Origin of the sequence: Pseudomonas sp. B7, from assembly GCF_016735645.1 — a bacterium.
Taxonomy (GTDB): Bacteria; Pseudomonadota; Gammaproteobacteria; order Pseudomonadales; family Pseudomonadaceae; genus Aquipseudomonas; species Aquipseudomonas glycinae.
Map to the genome: position 1 here is coordinate 216,513 of NZ_JAERRE010000009.1, position 22,494 is coordinate 239,006.

The window sequence follows — 22,494 nt, forward strand, 5'->3', positions numbered from 1 at the left end:
TCAAGCGACGGCTACGACGTCGAGAATCCGTTGCACCACCCGATCCTGGTCGATGCCAGCGGCTTCGGCCTCGAACGACAGAATGATGCGGTGACGCAACACGTCGAACAGCACAGCCTGGATGTCTTCCGGGCTGACGAAGTCGCGACCGGCCAGCCAGGCGTGGGCGCGGGCGCAGCGGTCGAGGGCAATGGAGCCACGCGGGCTGGCGCCGTAGGCGATCCATTCGGCCATTTCCGGGTCGAACTTGGCCGGGTTGCGTGTGGCCATGACCAGTTGCACCAGGTATTCCTCCACGGCGTCCGCCATGTACAGGCCGAGGATTTCCTTGCGCGCGGCGAAGATCGCTTGCTGACTGACTCGGCGTTCGGGCTTGGTTTCGCCGTTCAGGGCTTCGCCCCGGGCCTGTTGCAGGATCCGGCGTTCGACGGCAGCGTCGGGGAAGCCCATTTTCACGTGCATCAGAAAGCGGTCGAGCTGGGCTTCGGGCAGCGGATAGGTGCCTTCCTGTTCGATCGGGTTCTGCGTGGCCATCACCAGAAACAGCGGCGATAACTCGTAAGTGCTACGCCCGACACTGACCTGACGTTCGGCCATCGCTTCGAGCAACGCCGACTGAACCTTGGCCGGGGCGCGGTTGATTTCGTCCGCCAGCACCAGGTTGTGGAAGATAGGGCCTTGCTGGAACACGAAGCTGCCGGTTTCCGGGCGATAGATCTCGGTGCCGGTGATGTCGGCGGGCAGCAGGTCCGGGGTGAACTGGATGCGATGGAACTGGGCTTCTATGCCCTCGGCGAGCTCTTTGATCGCTTTGGTCTTGGCCAGACCTGGAGCGCCCTCGACCAGCATGTGGCCGTCGGCGAGCAGGGCGATGAGCAAGCGCTCGATGAGTTTTTCCTGGCCGAGAATCTGCGTTGAAAGAAAGGTTCGCAGCGCCAGCAGCGCTTCACGATGTTCCATCGATGACTGTTCCTGGAAAGGGAGGCCACAGGCGTTCGGATAACGCCGGGGCTGGGGGCGTTACTTTAATCCATCGCAGGGGGTGGCGACTAACGGCATTTTGCGCAAAGTGCGGGAAATGACCGGGGCAATTGTTGGAATTTTGTAGGGCGGGGGAGGTGCGGTGTGCTTTCGGGCCCTTTCACTCGCGAAAGGGCCGGCCCAGACGCGATCAAATCTGGCTGATATAGGTGCCAGTACCATCCAGAATGTTCTTCAGGGTTTCCTCAACCTCAGCCAGATCCACCATGTCCGGATTGAAGGTGATTTCCAGCACATCGTCCCCGTTCAACGCATCGGCATCCGCCGCGGCGATTTCGATCTTCAGCAGAGTCTTGCTCAGGGTGACCTTGACGCCATCAAGGGTCGACGGCTCGCCATCCAGGGTGATCTCCAGCTCGTCCTCGTCCGGATAGCGGCTCATCAGGAACATGTCGCCCTTGTCGCTGTGGCAGCAGAGCATGGCCATGTTGTCTTCTTCGTCGTCGCACGGGTTGACGATCAAAAGGGCGGTGGTCATTTGCATGGGGGAATTCCTGCCTCGGCGGGCTTGTTGGTCGCAATTGGGCGCGATTCTGCCAGCCCCCGGGAATTTCTGCATGTGAGAGTGTCAGAGGATGTGTCGTGAACGCGACACAGATCAATGGTCATTCCTGGCACGCCTGTACCGTAAAAACGGGCATTCAGACCGGCGTTCCGCCCCATGAATGCTAGTGTTTACCGATGCGCAGGCCTTTGTTTACGTGCCAATGACCGAATATGTCGCAGCACCGCAAGCAGACACATTGTCGCACCCATTAAGCTGCGCAACGGATGAGCACCCGTAAAGGCATTGCCATGGCCCCGCGAGCGGCGCCCGGCAGTCGTTTTTGCAGATGCCCATTCATGGAAGGTGAATGTGACCTGAGTGTCTCGTCCAGCTTCACCCACCTGTCACCCTGTTTCCTCTGCCCGAGATTCAGGAACAGGGCGACGGAACGCCCCGAAAGGGGTTTTGCACGCGACGCTTTCCATCAATAACAAGCCCAAGCGGAGTACCACAGATGGCGTTCTTCACCGCAGCCAGCAAAGCCGACTTCCAGCACCAACTGCAAGCGGCACTGGCGCAGCACATCAGTGAACAGGCACTGCCACAAGTGGCGCTGTTCGCTGAACAATTCTTCGGCATCATTTCCCTGGACGAGCTGACCCAACGTCGCCTCTCCGACCTCGCTGGCTGTACTCTCTCTGCGTGGCGCCTGCTTGAGCGCTTCGATCACGCGCAACCGCAAGTGCGCGTCTACAACCCCGATTACGAACGTCACGGCTGGCAGTCGACCCACACCGCGGTCGAAGTGCTGCACCACGACTTGCCGTTCCTGGTGGACTCGGTGCGTACCGAGCTGAACCGTCGCGGCTACAGCATCCACACCCTGCAGACCACCGTGCTGAGCGTGCGTCGTGGCAGCAAGGGCGAATTGCTGGAAATCCTGCCAAAAGGCACCACCGGCGAAGGCGTTCTGCACGAGTCGCTGATGTACCTGGAAATCGACCGCTGCGCCAATGCGGCCGAATTGAATGTGCTGTCCAAGGAACTGGAGCAGGTCCTGGGTGAAGTCCGCGTCGCGGTCTCCGATTTCGAGCCGATGAAGGCCAAGGTGCAGGAAATCCTCACCAAGCTCGATAACAGCGCATTCGCCGTCGATGCCGACGAAAAGAATGAAATCAAGAGCTTCCTGGAATGGCTGGTGGGCAACCACTTCACCTTCCTCGGCTACGAAGAGTTCACCGTTGTCGATCAGGCCGATGGCGGCCACATCGAATACGACCAGAACTCCTTCCTCGGCCTGACCAAGATGCTGCGCACCGGTCTGACCAACGAAGACCGCCACATCGAAGACTATGCCGTGAAGTACCTGCGCGAACCGACACTGCTGTCGTTCGCCAAGGCGGCGCATCCGAGCCGCGTGCACCGTCCGGCCTACCCGGACTACGTGTCGATCCGCGAAATCGATGCCGACGGCAAAGTGATCAAGGAACACCGCTTCATGGGCCTGTACACCTCGTCGGTGTATGGCGAAAGCGTGCGTGTCATCCCGTTCATCCGCCGCAAGGTCGAGGAAATCGAGCGTCGCTCCGGCTTCCAGGCCAAGGCTCACCTGGGCAAGGAACTGGCTCAGGTTCTGGAAGTGCTGCCGCGTGACGATCTGTTCCAGACCCCGGTCGACGAACTGTTCAGCACCGTGATGTCGATCGTGCAGATCCAGGAACGCAACAAGATCCGCGTGTTCCTGCGTAAAGACCCGTACGGTCGTTTCTGCTACTGCCTGGCCTACGTGCCGCGTGACATCTACTCCACCGAAGTTCGCCAGAAGATCCAGCAAGTGCTGATGGAGCGCCTGAAAGCCTCCGACTGCGAATTCTGGACGTTCTTCTCCGAGTCCGTGCTGGCCCGCGTGCAACTGATCTTGCGCGTCGACCCGAAAAACCGCATCGACATCGACCCGCTGCAACTGGAAAACGAAGTGATCCAGGCCTGCCGCAGCTGGCAGGACGACTACGCTGCCCTGACCGTTGAAACCTTCGGCGAAGCCAACGGCACCAACGTGTTGGCCGACTTCCCGAAAGGCTTCCCGGCCGGCTACCGCGAGCGTTTCGCAGCGCATTCGGCCGTGGTCGACATGCAGCACTTGCTCAATCTGAGCGAGAAAAAGCCGCTGGCCATGAGCTTTTACCAGCCGCTGGCCTCCGGCCCACGCGAGCTGCACTGCAAGCTGTATCACGCCGATACCCCGCTGGCCCTGTCCGACGTGCTGCCGATCCTGGAAAACCTCGGCCTGCGCGTGCTGGGTGAGTTCCCGTACCGCCTGCGTCATACCAACGGCCGCGAGTTCTGGATCCACGACTTCGCGTTCACCGCTGCCGAAGGCCTGGACCTGGACATCCAGCAACTCAACGACACCCTGCAGGACGCGTTCGTCCACATCGTCCGTGGCGATGCCGAAAACGATGCGTTCAACCGTCTGGTGCTGACCGCCGGCCTGCCATGGCGCGACGTGGCGCTGCTGCGTGCCTACGCCCGCTACCTGAAGCAGATCCGCCTGGGCTTCGACCTCGGCTACATCGCCAGCACCCTGAACAACCACACCGACATCGCTCGCGAACTGACCCGGTTGTTCAAGACCCGTTTCTACCTGGCCCGCAAGCTCGGCAGCGATGATCTGGACGACAAGCAACAACGTCTGGAACAGGCCATCCTGACCGCGCTGGACGACGTTCAAGTCCTCAACGAAGACCGCATCCTGCGTCGTTACCTGGACCTGATCAAAGCGACCCTGCGGACCAACTTCTACCAGACCGACGCCAACGGCCAGAACAAGTCGTACTTCAGCTTCAAGTTCAACCCGCACTTGATTCCTGAACTGCCGAAACCGGTGCCGAAGTTCGAAATCTTCGTTTACTCGCCACGCGTCGAAGGCGTGCACCTGCGCTTCGGCAACGTTGCTCGTGGTGGTCTGCGCTGGTCCGACCGTGAAGAAGACTTCCGTACCGAAGTCCTCGGCCTAGTAAAAGCCCAGCAAGTGAAGAACTCGGTCATCGTGCCGGTGGGTGCGAAGGGCGGCTTCCTGCCGCGTCGCCTGCCACTGGGCGGCAGCCGTGACGAGATCGCGGCCGAGGGCATCGCCTGCTACCGCATCTTCATCTCGGGTCTGCTGGACATCACCGACAACCTGAAGGACGGCAAACTGGTTCCGCCGGCCAACGTCGTGCGGCATGACGACGATGACCCGTACCTGGTGGTCGCGGCGGACAAGGGCACTGCAACCTTCTCCGACATCGCCAACGGCATCGCCATCGACTACGGCTTCTGGCTGGGTGACGCGTTCGCGTCCGGTGGTTCGGCCGGTTACGACCACAAGAAAATGGGCATCACCGCCAAGGGCGCGTGGGTCGGCGTACAGCGCCACTTCCGCGAGCGCGGCATCAATGTCCAGGAAGACAGCATCACCGTGGTCGGCGTGGGCGACATGGCCGGTGACGTGTTCGGTAACGGCCTGTTGATGTCCGACAAGCTGCAACTGGTTGCTGCGTTCAACCACCTGCACATCTTCATCGACCCGAACCCGAACCCGGCCACCAGCTTCGCCGAGCGTCAGCGCATGTTCGACCTGCCGCGTTCGGCCTGGTCCGACTACGACACCAGCATCATGTCCGAAGGCGGCGGCATCTTCTCGCGCAGCGCGAAGAGCATCGCCATCTCGCCACAGATGAAAGAGCGCTTCGACATCCAGGCCGACAAGCTGACCCCGACCGAACTGCTGAACGCCTTGCTCAAGGCGCCGGTGGATCTGCTGTGGAACGGCGGTATCGGTACTTACGTCAAAGCCAGCACCGAAAGCCACGCCGATGTCGGCGACAAGGCCAACGATGCATTGCGCGTGAACGGCAACGAACTGCGCTGCAAAGTGGTGGGCGAGGGCGGTAACCTCGGCATGACCCAATTGGGTCGTGTGGAGTTCGGTCTCAATGGCGGCGGTTCCAACACCGACTTCATCGACAACGCCGGTGGCGTGGACTGCTCCGACCACGAAGTGAACATCAAGATCCTGCTGAACGAAGTGGTTCAGGCCGGTGACATGACCGACAAGCAACGCAACCAGTTGCTGGCGAGCATGACCGACGAAGTCGGTGGTCTGGTGCTGGGCAACAACTACAAGCAGACTCAGGCCCTGTCCCTGGCGGCCCGTCGCGCTTATGCGCGCATCGCCGAGTACAAGCGTCTGATGAGCGACCTGGAAGGCCGTGGCAAGCTGGATCGCGCCATCGAGTTCCTGCCGACCGAAGAGCAACTGGCCGAACGCGTTGCCGAAGGCCATGGCCTGACCCGTCCTGAGCTGTCGGTGCTGATCTCGTACAGCAAGATCGACCTCAAGGAGCAGCTGCTGGGCTCCCTGGTGCCGGACGACGACTACCTGACCCGCGACATGGAAACGGCGTTCCCGCCGACCCTGGTCAGCAAGTTCTCCGAAGCCATGCGTCGTCACCGTCTGAAGCGCGAGATCGTCAGCACCCAGATCGCCAACGATCTGGTCAACCACATGGGCATCACCTTCGTTCAAAGGCTCAAAGAGTCCACCGGCATGACCCCGGCGAATGTTGCCGGTGCGTATGTGATTGTTCGGGATATCTTCCACCTCCCGCACTGGTTCCGTCAGATCGAAGCGCTGGACTACCAGGTTTCCGCTGACGTGCAGCTGGAGCTGATGGACGAGCTGATGCGTCTGGGCCGTCGCGCTACGCGCTGGTTCCTGCGTGCCCGTCGCAACGAGCAGAACGCTGCCCGTGACGTCGCGCATTTCGGTCCGCACCTCAAAGAGCTGGGCCTGAAGCTGGACGAGCTGCTGAGCGGCGAAATCCGCGAAAACTGGCAAGAGCGTTATCAGGCGTACGTCGCCGCCGGTGTTCCGGAACTGCTGGCGCGTATGGTGGCGGGGACGACCCACCTCTACACGCTGCTGCCGATCATCGAAGCGGCCGACGTGACCGGCCAGGATCCAGCCGAAGTGGCCAAGGCGTACTTCGCCGTGGGCAGCGCGCTGGACATCACCTGGTACATCTCGCAGATCAGCGCCTTGCCGGTTGAAAACAACTGGCAGGCCCTGGCCCGTGAAGCGTTCCGCGACGACGTCGACTGGCAGCAACGCGCGATCACCATCGCCGTTCTGCAAGCGGGCGGCGGTGATTCGGACGTGGAAACCCGTCTGGCACTGTGGATGAAGCAGAACGACGCCATGATCGAACGCTGGCGCGCCATGCTGGTGGAAATCCGTGCCGCCAGCGGCACCGACTACGCCATGTACGCGGTGGCCAACCGTGAGCTGAACGACGTGGCGCTGAGCGGTCAGGCAGTTGTGCCTGCTGCGGCGACTGCGGAGCTTGAGCTTGCTTGAGTAACCGTTGAATGAAAAAGCCCCGCTCTCGAAAGAGGCGGGGCTTTTTTATGCCTGTTGTTTGGCGGTATTTGTGTGTTGCTGCACAAATCCAGCCCCTCACCCCAGCCCTCTCCCCAATGGGGCGAGGGGGAAAGGGAGCCGATTTGTGTGTTTTTCGAAACTTGAGTTCGACTCGGTATTTCACGTCGGCGTAACTCTAACAAACACCTCGGTCAGTCCCCTCTCCCTCCGGGAGAGGGCTAGGGTGAGGGCAGCGGCCTGACAGTCACTGCAACTTATGTAGTTGTTTACTATCAAGCATCGACACATTACCTGCCGGCCTGGTCAGCAAATTACTGAGCGACTGGTCAAACTTCTGCAACGCCCGAACCTGAACTTCCTGTTGCTGATTAATATCCGCAACAATCTCCTTTGAACGCTTGAAGTCCGCCCACACCGGCGTCAATTCTTTTGCCTCAGACCCCTTGGCCGTACCGATATAGTTGAACTTCCCATCATAAAAATCCGCACTCACATCCGCCTTGATGTTCGAACTGCGCGAGGTAATCAACTGGCTGTGAGTATCGACAACCGCCACCACATCCGGATTGGCCGCACGCAGGCTCTGCATGTCCGGGTACACCGTCACCGAGCCAAACTGACGTTGCAGCGAAGCTTTGACCCAATCCACCGCCATGTCCGGTTTCGAGGTGGCGACGTAGGCGTCGTGGATCGGCTGCACCAGCAAACTCTGGCCGAAACCGGTGCCGGCATTGGCCTGGTAGTTGCGCAGGTAGTCGCGGTTGGTTTGGGTGCTCGGGCTGTAGATCACGCCCAATGAGACACCGGGACCACTTTTCACCTGGGTGGCGCTGCTGCGTCCCACCGGTTGGGTGAATAGCGTGTCGAGAGAGGAAACCGCTTTCGGAGCGGTAGGAACAGAACAGGCGGACAACGCTAAAACTGATATCGCCAAGGTACTGGCAAAGGCAAGTTTCATGGTGAGTCTCCCGTGAAGCAACTTCAGTCGGAAAGTCAGGCATGTCGGGGTTGATTAAATGGAACCGGCGACAGTCGCCTCAGACTACTCCCGCCAAAACGAAAACAACCTGACAATTTGCTGAATGACTGTCATGTCATAGTTTTATTGGTTGTAAGCATTTTTGATTAATTGCCGCGTGAAATAAAAAAGGCGCAAATCAAAAATTTCCGCCTTTCATTTATGGCTGGTTAAACAACCATCAGTTTTTCAATGGGATCAGCACTTGCTCGTCGGGTGACAGCACCATGAACACCAGCAACCTGGCCGGCTTGCTCTTGCTGGCGTTTTTCGAGATCAAATGCTCGGAGCCGGCCGGCTCGTACCAGTACTGGCCCTTCTTGTAGGTGATCGGTTGCTCACCCTTGACCTGGGAAACGATCTCGCCTTCGAGCACGTAGGCCATGGCGGTGCCGTCGTGTTTGTGGGCGATCGAGGACTGGCCGGGTTTGTAATCGACTTCGATCATCATGGCTTTTTTGCCGGGGACGTTTTTCAGCATCTGGTCCTGCAGCACCGAGATTTTCTCGGACGGGGAATCGGTACCGTGGGCCAGTGCCGAAGCGCTGATGGTGAGGGCCAGAGCGGCGAGCGGGGCGGCAAGCAAGTGCAGGACTTTCATGGAGATCACCTGATTAAGTGGGGAGTCGGTCATCACAGTAGTCCGCGTGCCGGGGTATTCAAACGGCCAATATTCGGGAAGTTTGGGTGACCAATCTGGGGGATGTCCGCGCATTCAAATACGCCATCGCTGGCAAGCCAGCTCCCACAGTTTTTTTGTGTCGGTCATATGGTTTGTGAACGATACAAAACCTTGTGGGAGCTGGCTTGCCAGCGATGGCGTCAGTAAGTCAAACGATTGGAAAAGAGTTGAAATCCACGCTATTGGCCAGACGACTGTCGATCAGGTCGATGAAGCCCTGAGCTTCCGGGCGATTGAAATGCGCCTGCATCGCCGCTTCCGACTGCCAGCGGGCGCTGACCGTCCAGCGGTGGCTGTCCTCGGGGCAGCGGTCGACCATGTAGGAATCGCAGCCCGGCGTTTCGCGCAGGGTTTCGACGATCTTCTGCAACTGCTTGCCCAGCTCCTCCGATCGGCCGGCGGCAGCCTGCACCTGTACGGTGTTGATCACTTCGTTGGACATTGCTCACACTCCTGAATCAGGCCGGACGAATCCTGCTCATTGAGGGATAACGCTTGTGCAGGATAGGCCCGCACCCCCGGATCACCAATAACCAATCGGCGGTTAATCGTTTAGTCCAATCTAACCCGCGACCTGTTGCAGAATGTCGCGCAGGCGGTCGAGCGCAATGTCGATGTCCAGCGTCTCGATGGCGCCGAAACCGAAGTACATCCCGCTTTTGGCCGGCTGCTGATAATAGAAACCATCGATGGCGTACAGCCCGACTTCGACCTTTTTTGCCAGTTCGATCACCAGCGGCAAATCGATAGGGACCTTGCAGAACACCGCCATGTGAAAACCGGCGCTGGGCGGCACGGCTTGCAGCCACGGCGACAGGTCGGTAGCCATGCGCGCCAGGATCCGCTCGCGGCGCTGGGCATAAATGGTGTGGCAGCGGCGAATGTGCTTGAGCAGGCAGCCCTCGGCGATGAACTTGGCCAGCGCCCATTGGGGCAGGGTGGAGGCGTGCAGGTCGGTGAGCTGCTTGGCGCGGATCACCGCTTCGAGGATCGCTGGCGGCAGGATCGCGTAGCCGAGCCGCAGCTCCGGCAGCAGGGTTTTCGAGAAGGTGCCGACGTAGGCGACGATGCCGCGCTGATCGAGCTTGTGCAGCGAATCGGTCGGCCGGCCCTCGTAGCGGAATTCGCTGTCATAGTCGTCCTCGATGATGATCGCGCCCAGCTCATGGGCCCGCGCGAGCAAAGCTTCGCGCCGCGCCTGACTCATCGGCATGCCCAGCGGGAACTGGTGCGACGGCGTCACGTAGATCAGCCGCGTGCCCTCGGGAACCCGCTCGACCTGAATCCCTTCCGCATCCACCGGCACGCCGACCACCGTCGCCCCGTGAGTGCCGAACAGCAGCCGCGCCGGCGGGTAGCCGGGATCTTCCATCGCCACCAGACTGCCGGGGCGGATCAGCACGCGGGTGATCAGGTCCAGCGCCTGTTGCGCGCCGTTGCAGACCACGATGTCTTCGTCCTGACAGTTCACACCACGGGAAAACGCGATGTGTCGGGCAATCGCATTGCGCAGCGCCGGCAGGCCTTCCGGCACGCTATAGAAGCCTTTGGAATGGGCCATCTGCCGCAGTGCGTGAGAGACGCAGCGGCGCCAGTCATCCTGGGGAAACTGGCCCTTGCTGGTGGCGCCGCCGATAAAGTCATAGCGCAGCGAACCCTCGAGCGTTGGATGCCGCAGGAACACCGGCAGATTGCGCCAGCTCTCGATCACCTCGGAACTGGCCAGTTCGGAATGGCTTTGTTTGCGCTGTACCGGCGTCGAGCGGGCGTTGACGTAAGTGCCTTTGCCGATGACGCCGGTGAGGAAATTCTCGTAGGTGAGCTGCGCGTAAGTGTCGGAAATGGTCTTGCGCGAGATCCCCAGTTGCTCGGCGAGCAAACGGCTGGGCGGTAACTGGGTGCCGGCGGCCAGGCGCCCGGATTCAATGGCGCCGCGCAGTTGCTGGTACAACTGACCGGCCAGATCCTTGCGGCCGTTGATTACGACATGCAGTTCCATACCGACGGGGCGCTCCGGGCGATTGAGTGTGCCGGCCAGATTACTCCCGAATGCGGGCGGGGCAGAAGTTGTGTGCTCGAAAAACCGTGAATTGGCCTCCGGTTCAGTGGTCTTCCGTTTTTTCGCAGAATTGGGGCTGTAACGTTGCCCAACCAGCGCCTACCGTGAAATCACTCTTCTGCTGCCCGAGGCCCGCCCATGTCCCCGCGTCTGGATTACTACAGCGCTTCACCCAAAGCCATGAAAGCGATGATTGGCCTGGAAGCGCTGACCAGTAACCTGAGCATCGAACCGCCGCTGCTGCACCTGATCAAGATCCGCGCCTCGCAGCTCAACGGCTGCGCGTTCTGCACCGACATGCATTCGGTGGAAGCGCGACGGGCAGGGGAGACGGATCGGCGTTTGTACGCCATCGCGGTCTGGCGCGACAGCGGCTTCTTCAACCTGCGCGAGCGGGCGGCGCTTGCCTGGACCGAGGCCGTCACGCTGCTGGCGGACAGCCGGGTGCCTGACGATGTTTACCAGCAGGCGCGGGAACAGTTCAACGAGACGGAACTGGTGGACCTGACCATGGCCGTCAGCACCATCAACAGCTGGAATCGGCTGGCGGTGAGCTTCCGCCAGATTCCCAGCGATTGATCACTTGCCCAGCAGCGGTGAAGTACCGGTATTCACCGGCGGCCGCTGCGGTTTCACCGACGTACCAAACGTGTTGCCCATCCGCGTACTGGTGGCCGCCGGCGTCGCCAGCCCCACCTGATTCGGCGGGCGCTTGTTGACCGGCACATTCATCGCTTCCTGATTCTTCTGCGCAGCCGCCGCACGGTCGGGGTTGTTGCCCATCTGTTGGCTCAGGCAGTCGTAATTCGGCGCCTTGTAGCCACCCACCGTCACCTCGACACAGCCCAGCGGTTCCTCCGCGTGTGCAGCGCCAAACGCCATCAGCAACAACCCGCCGAAGACGACTTTCCAGACTGATTTCATGCCTGCCTCCTGGCCGGCCCGAAGGGGCCGCTCTAGTTCAAGAGTCTAGTGCAACGGCGGCGCCGATCCCGTGATGGTTTTTTTGCAGTGGCCGTCACACCAGATTCATAAACAGCCCTCAGGATGACGGTTTTCAGGGATACATCAGCCGTGCAGCGAGGCCGTGCCAGGGAGGATGTTGTGCGCTCAGCGCTCATGCGCCAGCTCTGTCTGGGGCTGCTGCTTGGCTTGTTTCTGAGCCGCGCCAGCGCCGACCCGGTGCCGGCGACGATGCGCATGACCTTGCACATCCCGGCCCAGGAACTGGCCCGCGCCCTCGAACAGTTCAGCCGCGCCACTGGTATGGCGGTGCTGGTCGACAGTCAGTTGAGTCGCGGTCGACGTTCGTTGGCGGTGGATGGCGAATTCACCGCCGCCGAAGCGTTGCGCCGGATGCTCGGCGGCAGTGGGTTGATGGCCAAGTACAGCCGCGACGACGCGTTCACCTTGCAAGTGGCGCAAGTCGAGGACGTGCCAATGCCGGCGGAGAAACCGACCCCCGCCAGCGCTGCCGTCAACCGCAGTTACGCCACAGCGGTGCAGGCCGCGATTGAACGCAACCTGTGCCGTTCGCCGCTGACCCGGCCCGGCAGTTTTCGCGCGGTGTTGCAGTTGTGGATCGGCCGCGACGGCGTGGTGCAGCACAACCGGTTGGTCACCTCGACCGGCGATGTTCGGCGCGATGCAGCGCTGGTAGACAGTTTTCACACGCTCAAAATCGACCGGCCGACACCCGGCGCATTGCGCCAGCCAGTCACGTTGCTGTTGTTACCCGAATCGTCAGGAAAGCGCATGGAATGCACACAATGGGAAGGAGTTTCCGGGGGATGAAAGACGCCGGACAAAGTTCGATGGTCCAGCTGTTCCTGACGTCCTACGAGGACTTTCGGGTGCGGCTGCGACGCCGTCTCGGCTCGGAGGACCTGGCCAACGACGTGCTGCACGAAACCTACCTGCGGGTCGACCGCATGGAAACGCCGCCTAACCTGCTGCGCCCCAACGCCTACCTCTATCGCATGGCCCTGAACATCGCCGCCGACCGCCGCCAGGCCGATGCGCGGCTGCTCACCGGCAGCGAAGTCGAAGAACTGCTGCAAGTCAGCGACGAAGCGCTGGACCCGATGCGCGTGGTCGGCGGCCAAAAGGAAATCCAGTCCCTGCTCAGCGCCCTCTACGAGCTGCCAGCCCGGCGCCGCCGGATCTTCATCGCCGCACGGCTGGAAGAAGCGCCGCACCTGGAAATCTCCCAGCGTTTCGGCATCTCCACGCGCATGGTCGAGAAGGAAATCAAGGCTGCCCTCGGACACTGCGCGGCCAAACTGGAAAGAAAAGTGTTTCAGCGGTTCGGTCGCGGGGCCGGAAAACCGTCTAGTGAATGAAGCTCCCGATCAACCCGTCGAGTATCTGCGCGTTTGAACATCTTCCGTCTGACACCTGCCGAGCCCACGCCTGCCGAGCGTCTGCAAAGCGAAGCCCGCGACTGGCTGATCCTGCTGACCTCCGGCCGCGCTACGGTCGCCGACGCCCGAGCGCTGCGCCAGTGGTGCGCGCAAAGCCCCGAACATGCTCGCGCCTTCGAAGAGTGCAAAGCCTTGTGGCACCTGCTGCAACCGGCGGCCGAAGCGACGCAAGCGCCACGCCGGTTCGGGCGCCGGGCATTTCTCGGCGGCGCGATTGCCGCATCGGCGGCATTCCTGATGGTGCGAGGCACGATACCGGGCGGGTTCTCCGGGCTCGGTGCCGATTACATCACCGAGGTCGGCCAGCAACGCCGCGTCGAACCGGCCGATGGCCTGAGCCTGGAACTGAACACCCAGACCCGCATCAACCAGCGTTCGGTGGATGAGGGCGTGCAAGGCTTTGAACTGGTCAGTGGCGAAGTCGAAGTGCAGACCGCACGGCTGCCCATGGCGATGCAGGCCGGTGGTGGTTGGTTGCGGGCGAGCAGGGCGCGGTTCAACCTGCGCAATCTTGATCAGCAGGTGTGCGTGACGTGCCTCGATGGCGCGGTGGATGTGGAAGTCGAAGGCCGCAGCCTGCGCCTGGAACCGGGCCAGCAATTGACCTATGACGCGCAACAGGTTGGCACGGTGCAAAGCGTCGACACGGCGGCGGTGATGAACTGGCGTCAGCAGGTGCTGGTGTTCAACGGCGCGACCCTGAGCCAGATGATCGACGAGATCAACCGCTACCGCCCAGGCATGTTGCTGCTGCTCAACCGCGAACTCGGCCAGCGCCGGGTGCAGGCACGTTTCTCCCTCGACCAACTGGCCGGCGTAGGCGCATTGATCCGCGATGCCTACGGCGTCAAATGCACCGAACTACCGGGCGGCGTAGTCGTTCTCAGCTGATCACTGCAAGGGCCCCATCACCTGCCGGTACTTCTCGACTCCTTGCGGTGTTTGCCGAGTCAACCGCACCTCCAGCCCCAACGGATCCTCCCGCCGATTCCCGCTCAACTGCCGCCACCCCTTGTCCGCCTCCCAAACCCGTACCTGCAAATCACTCACCTCACCCAACACCGGAACCCCCGCATTCGGAGCAGGCAACGGATACCGACTGCGCGCCGGCGCCACCGCGCGATACAACGTGTCCCCTTTGAGCCACCAGCGCACCCGCTGCAAAGCCCCCGGCTGATCCGCCGCGCTACGAATGATGTCCAGCCGAAACCCCTTGCTGTCACTGCTGCGCACCGTAAGCGCAGGCGGGGCCGTCGCCGGCTCATCCTCGGTGCCGACCTTCTTCGGCTCCGTCAGCTCGATCCCGGCGCGCATCTCCACATCCCGCTGCATCTGATTCAACGCCCGCAACAGGCTGTCGCTCTGCTCACCACTGGCCTGCAAATGGCTGTCGGCGCGGGTGACACTGTCCAGCCCCTTCCAGGCAATCAGACTGACCACCGCCATCAACAGAATCGCGACCATCACCTCGATCAGCGTAAAACCGTGTTGTCTGTTCATTGCACGCTAATCCGGCCCGAAGCATCGCGCAGCACACTCAACCGATTGAGCCCGTCAGACAGCGTCAACTGCAACGGCGGATTGATCCACTCCGCGTTCAGCACCACTTTCTGCTTCGGCTCCACCCGCACCTCCAGCTTCGGACTCTGCCAGGGACGCGGCCGCAAATGCGGGTCCCGATCGAAATGATCAAAGCCCTTGCCACTGTCACTGCGCCGACTGAACCGAAACCCCTTGCCATCGCTCAACCAGGCAATCGGCCGGCCATCCGCCCGCGCCTCCGCCTGAGCAATCTGCAGCAACTGCGCCACGCGCTCGGCGTCCTTGCGCAGCAACTGCAACGGGTCGGGCTTGATACTCAGACTGATCGCCGCACTGGCAATGCCGATGATCACCAGCACCACCATCAACTCGATCAGCGTAAAACCCTGCTGCCTGCACCGGTTCATCGAATGCGCACTCCTTTGCGTCCAGCCCCGTCCCAAAAAACCATCCTGCACGGCCAACATGTAAGGCGTGTGAAATAAAACCGTGAGAATTGCCGCGTAGTCTGGTCACCGGGACTAAAAGGAGATTCAGCCCATGAGATTCACCGCACGCTTTTCACCCCCCCAACTCATCCAGGCCACCGCACTGCTGGCCGCCCTGGTCGGCATCGCCACCTGGTCATCCCTGCTCCTGACCACCGCCGAATCCCACACCCCGGCGGCCACCCCGCAACTGCTCGCGGCGCGTAGCGATAACCCGGCGTTGCAGTGGTTTTCCAACCGCACGGCGCCGGTGGAGATCAAGGTCAGTGGGGTGATGGCGGGGAGTCGCGGGGCGGTGGCGATTTTGAGTTTGAACGATGGGCCGCCGAGGAGCTTTTTGCAGGGGGAAAGGGTGAGTCCTGGGGTGAAGTTGGTGGCGGTGGAGGGGGATGGGGTGGTGGTTGAGCAGGGTGGGGAGAGGGTGCGGTTGGAGGTGGAGAGGTTGGGGGAGGGGGTGGATATGCCTAGGTTGGTGAGGCCCTAAATTGCGAGGTTCAAGGCATACCGGACTAAAGGCCAGTTGACATCATTTTTTCTCTTTTGCTATCTAAAGGCTTTAATACCACCAAAAACAAGGATGAGAGATGCGTAAAGCATTAATTTTTGGCAACGGATTGGGGATGGCTCTTTCGCCCAATCATTTCAATTTAGCCCAGGTTATGCACGATGTATGGAACATCGCTCACTTTTTAACGCCAGAAGACAAAAGGCTGATCAGTCTCACCCTCGGGCATGAGAATGCGATACCACAAAATGAAGAACAACTCGACGTATTACATCAAGCTGTCACAGCATGCAAAACGCTAAATAATATACTTTCCCCGAATCTACATTGGCTCACAGCACAAGGACAGCACTTTCCTGTTGCAGTGGCTAAATATATGCATATGGTGGCGAGCAGGCTGCATTTAACCGACGCTGATTTGCCCGCATCTTTCATAACTGCACTGTGTGAATTTATTCAACAGACTAACTCTCATGTTGCTACCTTGAATTACGACAGGTTACTGTATGGGTCGTTTATTGACCGCGGAATCCTCTCCGGCTATGGAGGAAATCTAGTCGACGGGATAACTAATCAAGGATTTGATTCGTCTAATTTGGAACGATTGTGGGGTAGGACCTTCGGTTACTACCTGCACTTGCATGGATCTCCTTTGTTTTACACAGACATTGATGGGCGTATTCGAAAGCTTCAGCGTCATGAGATTAGTACATTTACCGCTAATCCTTCCGAGCACATAGTGTTAACCCATGTTGCGCATAAGCGATCGGTCATAAGCGCTTCGCCTATTCTCACTACCTACTGGCATTATTTGCATCGCGCGCTGCAAGAGGCAACTCAAATTGTTGTGGTTGGTTATTCTGGTTGTGATATACATCTGAACGAGTTGATTGCTATGTATGGAGCGTATAAACCCATTCGAGTGATTGAGTGGGCTGCTGCACATCACTATCAGACCAGGCTGGGTCAATGGCAAATTGTATTTAAATCAACAAATGTCGTTCTGGAGTTGCAGGATAATATATTGAATAATTACGCATGGTAAGAGGCGAAAGGAAACTGATCTGTTTTTGGAAACTAGATTGAAAAAGTGGGGGCTAAAATAAATCCGTCCCGTTTGATGTTCGTTTTATGTTGTAATTCGTAATGATACTTTTTTGTGATTTTTTGGTCTAAAATGAACGGTTCCTTGTGGTGGTGTTTAGTACGGAAGGGCGTGATTGAGTGCCATTGCTTGAGTTATAGGGAGTAGCGGTTAAGGTGAGTACGGTAAATATCTCTGAGTATAGCGATTCTTGGGTTGAGAGTTTTTTAAGGGAGTCGAAATTAATTGGCTCAGTAGTAAGTTGCACGAAAATTTATATTGATCATGTGGGTTCGACATCGGTTAAGGGGTTATCCAGTAAGCCTATAATTGATATGCTGATATCAATCAGTGATTGGTCTCTTGTTGATACCCTTGTGAATGAGTTGAGGGGGATAGGCTATGATTTAAATGAGCAGTGCGATGATGCTCCTAGATTTTACCTTACAAAATATACATCTGATGATTCAGTTTCTTTTCATATCCACGTATGCAAGCCTCATAGTCGTTGGGGGAGGGACATGCTTGTTTTTAAGAATGAGCTTGCTTCCGATGAAACCCTTGCTGATGATTATGTAGAACTGAAAAAGCATCTTGCAGAGATTTATCATGATGATGCTAAAGCTTATGGGCTTGGTAAAAAAGACTTTATTGAAGGTAGGTTGCGAGAGGTGTATAGCGAATTTAGCATAAATCGGTTGCTCAGCCATCAGCGAGCTGAATCTAATAGGGCTGAAAAATTACAAATGTTAATGATGTTTACCCAGCTTTTGGTTGCAGTGATTGCCGCGATTTCTGTTTTTTCGAACGATAATAAGTATCTATTTGTATACGCAGTCCTTGGCTTTGTTCTAATGCTTTTGTGGTTCTACTTAAGCCAAGGACAGTTGTTGCATCGATCAGCTGGAGATCAGGCGCGCCGAGCAGTTTTACTTATGAGCGGCCTTGAGATGGAGCCATCGGCTGGTCAACAGCTTAGAATCAGCGACGGATTTAGAGTGGCAATTTCTCCCAATATGATTCGGCGCGAAGAAGATCATTTTGCGACTCGAGAAACTCCTGGTAACAAGCGATTGGCGGAGATGATTGAAGAGTCATCGTACTGGACTCGGGATCTTCAAAATACAAGTTCTCAGGCTATGGCTGGGTTGCTTTTCTTGCTTGTAGCAACTGTGTTTGTAGTGAGCGGTGCTGCTGTGGCGTCACTCAAGTCAGATGGCTTGATAACTATGTCTCGTGTGATGATAGCAATTATGGTGTTTGTTATTTCGTCCGACGCTCTAGGCTTGCTACTTTCTTACAGAAACTCTGCTTCTACGATTGACGAGATATTCAAACGGGTTGAGGTGGCAGCTGCAAGAGGTTATCGAGAGTCTGATGTCTTGCTGCTGATGTCAGATTACAATGCGGCTATTGAAAGGGCACCTACCACACTGCCTTGGGTTTATAAGTTAAGTCATGCTGGACTGAATAAGCGGTGGCAGGCTTACATTGAGGCGAAGCTGCTTGGCGATTTCAGCGAAAAATCAACCTGACTCTTTATGCATGGTGTTGAAGTAACCAGTTTTCATGAAAAAATGGGGCTGATTGATTATTCAGTAAATAGATCAGTCCCCTTTGTATTTTTTCTCAACAGTTTGATCAGGAAGGCGTCTTTTTTGAAGCAAAATGGGGCTGATTTGTTCAGTGTATGGATCAGTCCCCTTTGTTTATAGTTTAAGTGTGCGGGGTTGAAAGTGAAAAAAACAAAACAATGGTATGAATTTCAGGAGTTAATTGCCGAGCACTTTCGTAGCTTGGGTGCAATGGCTAAGACAAATGTGTCACTTGACGGCATCAGAACTCAGCATGATATAGATGTTTTAGTAGTTACGAAGTTTTTAGGTGCTGATATTAAGTGGGTTGTAGAAGCTAAATATTGGAAAAGCAATGTTCCGAAAGTGAAAGTGCTAGCATTACGCACGGTAGTCGATGAAGTTGGCGCTGATAAAGGGTTTTTAATTTCTGCTAAAGGCTTTCAGAGTGGTGCGATGGAGGCTGCGCTGAAAACTAATATTCAGCTTGTTACTTTTGAGGAGTTGAAAGAGCGTACTAAGAATATAATTCAGAGTGAAATGCTTCAGGCGTATCAGGCGCGCGCGGACTTACTTATGAAGCGCTATTTTTCGCACTCTAAAACCGTACGCATAAAATATGGTCTGAGGGATGACGTTTTTGATTATTCGCTCCGATTTAGTGGTCAGCTATTCATTGGGATGATTTTTGCTGCTATTGAGAGAGCTAAAGAGAATAAATACCCGATGTGCGTGAGGTCTTTGTTTAAAGTTCGGGTTGGTGAAGAGATTGTTGAGAGTTACCCGGAGTTTAGTAATTGGCTCAATTTGAACCTGAATATGTTTGACGAAATGCTGCTTAAAGCTGAACATGCCATGATAATAGGTGGGGATTTTGACCCAAATGTAGAAGATGAAAACGATTTGGAGGCGGTGGAAAATAATCGAGCTCATCAGGAACGAATGAGGGAGCTCTACATCTTGATGGGTAAATCAATATTGGTTGGTGGTGATGAAGAGGGCATTACGGATGCAGATAGCTGATTAAGTAATTGTCTTGTGAGTGGTGGGGTGGAAATTTGGTTGGAATTGAACGTGTTAATGGTTGCACCCACGCAGTATGGCGCCCTAAGGTTAAAATTGGAGTGTCAGTGCGACGTATAAAGGACTAGAAAAGGAAAAAGTGTGGTGTTCCAGGCAATAGATCGCTCCCCTTTGAATGAGTTTGTTAGATTGTAACCCATATAAGTTTTTCAACTCTCTCGGGTCTTCCGTCCGACCACATAAGTTTCACAAGATGCTTTGATTTGGTACTGAGGCCTACGGAAGCAATCAGTTCAACAGTTTGATGGACATCAAGCTGTTGCAATGGGAATTTTTCATCGATTTCGCGTGTTGAAATAACGTCATTCCCTTCGGGAAAGTCTATTGAGACATTCTGTGCAGGGACCTTGCCTTTATTCCAGACTTTTAAACGATAATGATTGTTCCCGAGTTTTAGGAAGGAGGCGCCGAGCTCAGCTTGCTTCTCGATCTCAATAACTGCGCTTTCCTTCTCAAGCAATAGCTGATTAAGTTTCTCCTGGGTTGAGATTAATTTTTGCTGACGATTGTTAAACTGAATGGTTTTGATTGTTGCGTAAATTGAGAAAATTAGCGCAAGCCCTGCGATCACGTCTCCGGAGTCGATTACGAAATTGATCATTTTGTTTTTATATTCTTGTTGCCTTTGAATGCGGCGGTTAAAGATTTTTTCATTTGGTTAGCAATGTCTTTTACAATGTTTGCTTTGATTTCCTCCAGGTTTTCTTGGATGTTTTCACTGTTTTCGCGCAGTAGCTCATCGCGCTGAATTACTCTCTCGCATTGGATGCATTTGACCTCAGGGCTATCGCTTGACTCATATTCGAAAGATGTTCCTCCACAAGTCGGACACTGCATTGCAATGGTGCGAGAGTGTTTGCCGATTTTCATAGTCGTCTAAACCTCTTGATGTGAGGAGTGAATGAGTCACCAATGCCCGGAGATAGAGATTAGTACAAGCTTAATAAAAAGAGCAAAAAATGCGGGCTGATTTACTTTCTGGCATTCAATCAGTCTCCTTTCATGCTAGAACCCTTCAGCCTCTACCACCGGCACCAACGGAATGAAAAAGCTTTTAATCGCAGCGATCCTCGTCGTAACGACGGTGTTTTACGTCGGCTACTACGAAGCCCTTGAGGACGGAGACATCGAGACCATTGTCTTCATCAAGAAGCACCCGACGTTTCAGATGAAGTTCTACAACATCCACGCGAACGATGGAGAAATCCGGAAGGTAGAGCGCCTGACAGCAGAGGAGCGGGGGTGGATTATTGATTACTGCAGGTATCGGTTGGGAATCGACACAGACCTGAAGACTCAGGACGACGTCGAGATGTGCCGCAAAAAATAGAAATGCTCATTTGGCCGAGGTCGTCAGTCGCACCTGACAACCTCGGCCATTTTCTTTTCGTCTATTGAGCTACAGCACTCAGACGCTTACGTCTTCACCTCAACATGATCCAACGCCTGATTCACCGCCAGCTCGCTCAACATCACCAACTGCGCAATCCCTATCGCAGTCTTGCGATGTGCAGGCTCAAGCGTGGCGGCGAAGTTATTGAGCATTTCGCTCGCCGATCCCAATGATTCGCTGGCGTTGGCCAGCAGGGATTCAGTGTTGTAGGCCGGGTTGGCCAGGTACATGGGGTCGTGTTTGTGGTGGCTGCCCATGATGCGTTGTTGTGGGGTGAGGTAGTGGTCGAGGGCGCGTTCGGCGGCTTCGTTCAGGGTTCGGGAGTCGGGGAATTTGTAGGGGGAGACCGGGTCGGTTTCTGGTGGGTTTGGTGTTGGTTTGAACATAAATGTAGCTCCATATGGGACTTAAGGAGCCATCACTCTCGCTACCAAACGAGTGGTGGTGGCCATACGAAGGTTGGTAGACCGGCCCATATGGAAAATCCGGCGCGCCCGAGGGCGCCCTGCGCATGGCCACCATAAGACAAATGCCGAAAGGGCGTCTGCGCTAGGTGACGTTATGCGTCATATGGGAGGTCGGGCTACCAAACCCGATCACTGTTTTTCAGTGACCCGGAAACGATAAGACCCTCACCCTAGACGCACAAGCCGGCGGATTCTGGCGTAGTCGTAGGCAATGACGCAAGGCGTTGTAGCCTTGAGGAAGTAACGGTGGGTGTCGTTAAACAGTATTCAGAAAGTCGGTTAAACAGACGGATTTTCACAAACCAGTAACTAACCCGCGTCGTCTTTACTGGGCTCCTTTGACGCGTCAGGACATTCATTGGCCCATCGCGTAACCGTCATTTCTTTGAGTTGCTCTCCCATGGTGTCGACTCGCAAGCAGGCGCCTTTCTTTGAATAGAAAAGGATGCAGCGCGAGCTGTCAAAAGAGCAGGTATCGAGCTCCAGGAAATCGCGTGCGGCCAGCTCCCGCTCGACGCCACTGTATTCATAACCATCGCTGGTGTGCATCCGGGTTGGCTTCCATCCCTGTCTGATCAACTTGGATCTGGCCGACACCAAGGGCTCATCGACGGCGATGCCTGCTGGCCCGTGCTTGTCGTTTGTCGCTTGCGAGCCGCCGGCAAACGCAAAGCTTGTACCCGTGCAATAAATTGCGAGGAGCAGGAGGATCGGGGTTTTCATTTAGCAGTTCCTCCAGCAGATTTGTAGCTAACTAAAAACTTTGGATAGCCGGCGTACGGTTGGGGTGGAGAGTGGTGCTTCTGCCTGGACCTTCCGAACAATAAAGGGGCGGATTATTTCAGTTCGTGAGCGGCTGCTCTCGGCTCGATTTCAAATCTGCTTAACAGCGCGGCACCATCCGTAACACCAAGAATTTGATCGATAGCGGCGATTTTTCGGGTTGCTTGGTCGAGCTGAAAGTCGGCGTTGCTGTATGTAGCCTCCGCTTCATTGTGGAGTGCGTAGGCCAAATGCGCCGCGACACGGACGCTCATTGGGGTATCGGCATCGCTGCCCAGATAATCAGCAAGCAATGCCCTGATCTCAAGGAGTGCGAGGGCTAGTAGCCTGGCCTGGTCAGTATGCATAAACGAATCCTGGATATTGCAATGAGTGTGCGAAACGAACCTCGCGAGGTTATATAAATTCATAGACAGGCAAAAGCGAAAGGCCGCTTCGAG

The 22,494-nt window shown here is 56.5% G+C and carries 24 protein-coding genes; 10 read left to right on the plus strand and 14 right to left on the minus strand.

Annotation, left to right across the window (positions count from 1 at the left end):
• Complete coding sequence (locus JKA62_RS20860; RefSeq protein WP_011334589.1) at positions 1-960, minus strand: AAA family ATPase; 960 nt, start codon at positions 958-960, stop codon at positions 1-3.
• 211 nt (positions 961-1,171) lie between these two features.
• Positions 1,172-1,525 carry a hypothetical protein gene (locus JKA62_RS20865; protein WP_011334588.1) on the minus strand — a complete coding sequence of 118 codons (354 nt, stop codon included), beginning with the start codon at positions 1,523-1,525 and terminating at the stop codon, positions 1,172-1,174.
• Positions 1,526-2,042: 517 nt separating this feature from the next.
• On the opposite strand from JKA62_RS20865, the gene JKA62_RS20870 reads away from it, so the two are divergent.
• A complete protein-coding gene (locus tag JKA62_RS20870) occupies positions 2,043-6,929 on the plus strand; it encodes an NAD-glutamate dehydrogenase (protein ID WP_201819229.1) in 4,887 nt (1,628 codons plus the stop codon).
• Positions 6,930-7,197: 268 nt separating this feature from the next.
• Here JKA62_RS20870 and JKA62_RS20875 read toward each other — a convergent pair whose 3' ends face one another.
• The 4 genes from JKA62_RS20875 to pdxR form a co-directional block, all read right to left on the minus strand.
• On the minus strand, positions 7,198-7,911 hold the full coding sequence (locus tag JKA62_RS20875; RefSeq protein ID WP_201819230.1) for an ATPase: 714 nt from the start codon (positions 7,909-7,911) through the stop codon (positions 7,198-7,200).
• A 241-nt stretch (positions 7,912-8,152) separates the two neighbouring features.
• Positions 8,153-8,572 carry a cupin domain-containing protein gene (locus tag JKA62_RS20880; protein ID WP_041475570.1) on the minus strand — a complete coding sequence of 140 codons (420 nt, stop codon included), beginning with the start codon at positions 8,570-8,572 and terminating at the stop codon, positions 8,153-8,155.
• Between the two features lie 229 nt (positions 8,573-8,801).
• On the minus strand, positions 8,802-9,095 hold the full coding sequence (locus JKA62_RS20885; protein ID WP_007959339.1) for a putative quinol monooxygenase: 294 nt from the start codon (positions 9,093-9,095) through the stop codon (positions 8,802-8,804).
• 120 nt (positions 9,096-9,215) lie between these two features.
• On the minus strand, positions 9,216-10,652 hold the full coding sequence (gene pdxR, locus JKA62_RS20890) for a MocR-like pyridoxine biosynthesis transcription factor PdxR (protein WP_201819231.1): 1,437 nt from the start codon (positions 10,650-10,652) through the stop codon (positions 9,216-9,218).
• A 198-nt stretch (positions 10,653-10,850) separates the two neighbouring features.
• Here pdxR and JKA62_RS20895 point away from each other — a divergent pair, with 198 nt between their 5' ends.
• Positions 10,851-11,291, plus strand: a complete 441-nt coding sequence (locus JKA62_RS20895; RefSeq protein WP_085610522.1) for a carboxymuconolactone decarboxylase family protein — start codon at positions 10,851-10,853, stop codon at positions 11,289-11,291.
• Here JKA62_RS20895 and JKA62_RS20900 read toward each other — a convergent pair whose 3' ends face one another.
• The gene (locus JKA62_RS20900) at positions 11,292-11,636 is read right to left on the minus strand and encodes a hypothetical protein (RefSeq protein ID WP_201819232.1); all 345 of its coding nucleotides are present in this window, start codon (positions 11,634-11,636) and stop codon (positions 11,292-11,294) included.
• Between the two features lie 195 nt (positions 11,637-11,831).
• Here JKA62_RS20900 and JKA62_RS20905 point away from each other — a divergent pair, with 195 nt between their 5' ends.
• Genes JKA62_RS20905 through JKA62_RS20915 form a run of 3 tightly spaced genes read left to right on the plus strand, consistent with a single transcriptional unit; the run spans position 11,832 to position 14,026 of the window.
• On the plus strand, positions 11,832-12,506 hold the full coding sequence (locus JKA62_RS20905) for an STN domain-containing protein (RefSeq protein ID WP_201819328.1): 675 nt from the start codon (positions 11,832-11,834) through the stop codon (positions 12,504-12,506).
• The gene (locus tag JKA62_RS20910; RefSeq protein ID WP_064597192.1) at positions 12,503-13,054 is read left to right on the plus strand and encodes an RNA polymerase sigma factor; all 552 of its coding nucleotides are present in this window, start codon (positions 12,503-12,505) and stop codon (positions 13,052-13,054) included. Before JKA62_RS20905 ends, JKA62_RS20910 begins: the two co-directional genes overlap by 4 nt.
• Positions 13,055-13,087: 33 nt before the next feature.
• A complete protein-coding gene (locus JKA62_RS20915) occupies positions 13,088-14,026 on the plus strand; it encodes a FecR family protein (protein ID WP_201819233.1) in 939 nt (312 codons plus the stop codon).
• On the opposite strand, the gene JKA62_RS20920 is transcribed toward JKA62_RS20915, so the two are convergent.
• Entirely contained in the window at positions 14,027-14,635 is a 609-nt protein-coding gene (locus JKA62_RS20920) for a prepilin-type N-terminal cleavage/methylation domain-containing protein (RefSeq protein ID WP_201819235.1), read from the minus strand.
• Positions 14,632-15,084: a type II secretion system minor pseudopilin GspH gene (gene gspH, locus JKA62_RS20925; RefSeq protein WP_201819237.1), complete on the minus strand. Its 453-nt coding sequence runs from the start codon at positions 15,082-15,084 to the stop codon at positions 14,632-14,634. Before gspH ends, JKA62_RS20920 begins: the two co-directional genes overlap by 4 nt.
• A gap of 133 nt (positions 15,085-15,217) precedes the next feature.
• Between gspH and JKA62_RS20930 the strand changes: the two genes are divergently transcribed.
• From JKA62_RS20930 to JKA62_RS20945, 4 genes are all read left to right on the plus strand, one after another.
• A complete protein-coding gene (locus JKA62_RS20930) occupies positions 15,218-15,649 on the plus strand; it encodes a type II secretion system protein N (protein WP_201819240.1) in 432 nt (143 codons plus the stop codon).
• Between the two features lie 100 nt (positions 15,650-15,749).
• Positions 15,750-16,715 carry a hypothetical protein gene (locus tag JKA62_RS20935; protein WP_103386693.1) on the plus strand — a complete coding sequence of 322 codons (966 nt, stop codon included), beginning with the start codon at positions 15,750-15,752 and terminating at the stop codon, positions 16,713-16,715.
• A gap of 215 nt (positions 16,716-16,930) precedes the next feature.
• The gene (locus JKA62_RS20940; RefSeq protein ID WP_103386692.1) at positions 16,931-18,289 is read left to right on the plus strand and encodes a GrpB family protein; all 1,359 of its coding nucleotides are present in this window, start codon (positions 16,931-16,933) and stop codon (positions 18,287-18,289) included.
• Positions 18,290-18,490: 201 nt separating this feature from the next.
• Positions 18,491-19,351: a restriction endonuclease gene (locus tag JKA62_RS20945; protein WP_201819242.1), complete on the plus strand. Its 861-nt coding sequence runs from the start codon at positions 18,491-18,493 to the stop codon at positions 19,349-19,351.
• A 184-nt stretch (positions 19,352-19,535) separates the two neighbouring features.
• On the opposite strand, the gene JKA62_RS20950 is transcribed toward JKA62_RS20945, so the two are convergent.
• Positions 19,536-20,012 carry a hypothetical protein gene (locus tag JKA62_RS20950; protein WP_219736980.1) on the minus strand — a complete coding sequence of 159 codons (477 nt, stop codon included), beginning with the start codon at positions 20,010-20,012 and terminating at the stop codon, positions 19,536-19,538.
• Positions 20,009-20,281 carry an ECs_2282 family putative zinc-binding protein gene (locus JKA62_RS20955; protein WP_201819244.1) on the minus strand — a complete coding sequence of 91 codons (273 nt, stop codon included), beginning with the start codon at positions 20,279-20,281 and terminating at the stop codon, positions 20,009-20,011. Before JKA62_RS20955 ends, JKA62_RS20950 begins: the two co-directional genes overlap by 4 nt.
• Before the next feature lie 172 nt (positions 20,282-20,453).
• On the opposite strand from JKA62_RS20955, the gene JKA62_RS20960 reads away from it, so the two are divergent.
• Positions 20,454-20,741, plus strand: a complete 288-nt coding sequence (locus tag JKA62_RS20960) for a hypothetical protein (protein ID WP_103386689.1) — start codon at positions 20,454-20,456, stop codon at positions 20,739-20,741.
• Positions 20,742-20,827: 86 nt separating this feature from the next.
• On the opposite strand, the gene JKA62_RS20965 is transcribed toward JKA62_RS20960, so the two are convergent.
• From JKA62_RS20965 to JKA62_RS20975, 3 genes are all read right to left on the minus strand, one after another.
• Positions 20,828-21,190 (minus strand): DUF6124 family protein, encoded by a 363-nt coding sequence (locus JKA62_RS20965; RefSeq protein ID WP_011333718.1) that lies wholly within the window; start codon positions 21,188-21,190, stop codon positions 20,828-20,830.
• Positions 21,191-21,580: 390 nt separating this feature from the next.
• Positions 21,581-21,994 (minus strand): hypothetical protein, encoded by a 414-nt coding sequence (locus JKA62_RS20970; RefSeq protein ID WP_201819246.1) that lies wholly within the window; start codon positions 21,992-21,994, stop codon positions 21,581-21,583.
• 113 nt (positions 21,995-22,107) lie between these two features.
• Positions 22,108-22,401, minus strand: coding sequence for a hypothetical protein (locus tag JKA62_RS20975; RefSeq protein WP_103386687.1), 294 nt, complete (start codon positions 22,399-22,401; stop codon positions 22,108-22,110).
• Positions 22,402-22,494: the final 93 nt, after the last annotated feature.

Coding starts and splice junctions, on each gene's coding strand:
- JKA62_RS20860 (WP_011334589.1), bottom strand. CDS start 960: ATGGAACATCGTGAAGCGCTGCTGGCGCTGCGAACCTTTCTTTCAACG.
- JKA62_RS20865 (WP_011334588.1), bottom strand. CDS start 1,525: ATGCAAATGACCACCGCCCTTTTGATCGTCAACCCGTGCGACGACGAA.
- JKA62_RS20870 (WP_201819229.1), top strand. CDS start 2,043: ATGGCGTTCTTCACCGCAGCCAGCAAAGCCGACTTCCAGCACCAACTG.
- JKA62_RS20875 (WP_201819230.1), bottom strand. CDS start 7,911: ATGAAACTTGCCTTTGCCAGTACCTTGGCGATATCAGTTTTAGCGTTG.
- JKA62_RS20880 (WP_041475570.1), bottom strand. CDS start 8,572: ATGAAAGTCCTGCACTTGCTTGCCGCCCCGCTCGCCGCTCTGGCCCTC.
- JKA62_RS20885 (WP_007959339.1), bottom strand. CDS start 9,095: ATGTCCAACGAAGTGATCAACACCGTACAGGTGCAGGCTGCCGCCGGC.
- pdxR (WP_201819231.1), bottom strand. CDS start 10,652: ATGGAACTGCATGTCGTAATCAACGGCCGCAAGGATCTGGCCGGTCAG.
- JKA62_RS20895 (WP_085610522.1), top strand. CDS start 10,851: ATGTCCCCGCGTCTGGATTACTACAGCGCTTCACCCAAAGCCATGAAA.
- JKA62_RS20900 (WP_201819232.1), bottom strand. CDS start 11,636: ATGAAATCAGTCTGGAAAGTCGTCTTCGGCGGGTTGTTGCTGATGGCG.
- JKA62_RS20905 (WP_201819328.1), top strand. CDS start 11,832: ATGCGCCAGCTCTGTCTGGGGCTGCTGCTTGGCTTGTTTCTGAGCCGC.
- JKA62_RS20910 (WP_064597192.1), top strand. CDS start 12,503: ATGAAAGACGCCGGACAAAGTTCGATGGTCCAGCTGTTCCTGACGTCC.
- JKA62_RS20920 (WP_201819235.1), bottom strand. CDS start 14,635: ATGAACAGACAACACGGTTTTACGCTGATCGAGGTGATGGTCGCGATT.
- gspH (WP_201819237.1), bottom strand. CDS start 15,084: ATGAACCGGTGCAGGCAGCAGGGTTTTACGCTGATCGAGTTGATGGTG.
- JKA62_RS20930 (WP_201819240.1), top strand. CDS start 15,218: ATGAGATTCACCGCACGCTTTTCACCCCCCCAACTCATCCAGGCCACC.
- JKA62_RS20935 (WP_103386693.1), top strand. CDS start 15,750: ATGCGTAAAGCATTAATTTTTGGCAACGGATTGGGGATGGCTCTTTCG.
- JKA62_RS20950 (WP_219736980.1), bottom strand. CDS start 20,012: ATGATCAATTTCGTAATCGACTCCGGAGACGTGATCGCAGGGCTTGCG.
- JKA62_RS20955 (WP_201819244.1), bottom strand. CDS start 20,281: ATGAAAATCGGCAAACACTCTCGCACCATTGCAATGCAGTGTCCGACT.
- JKA62_RS20960 (WP_103386689.1), top strand. CDS start 20,454: ATGAAAAAGCTTTTAATCGCAGCGATCCTCGTCGTAACGACGGTGTTT.
- JKA62_RS20965 (WP_011333718.1), bottom strand. CDS start 21,190: ATGTTCAAACCAACACCAAACCCACCAGAAACCGACCCGGTCTCCCCC.
- JKA62_RS20970 (WP_201819246.1), bottom strand. CDS start 21,994: ATGAAAACCCCGATCCTCCTGCTCCTCGCAATTTATTGCACGGGTACA.
- JKA62_RS20975 (WP_103386687.1), bottom strand. CDS start 22,401: ATGCATACTGACCAGGCCAGGCTACTAGCCCTCGCACTCCTTGAGATC.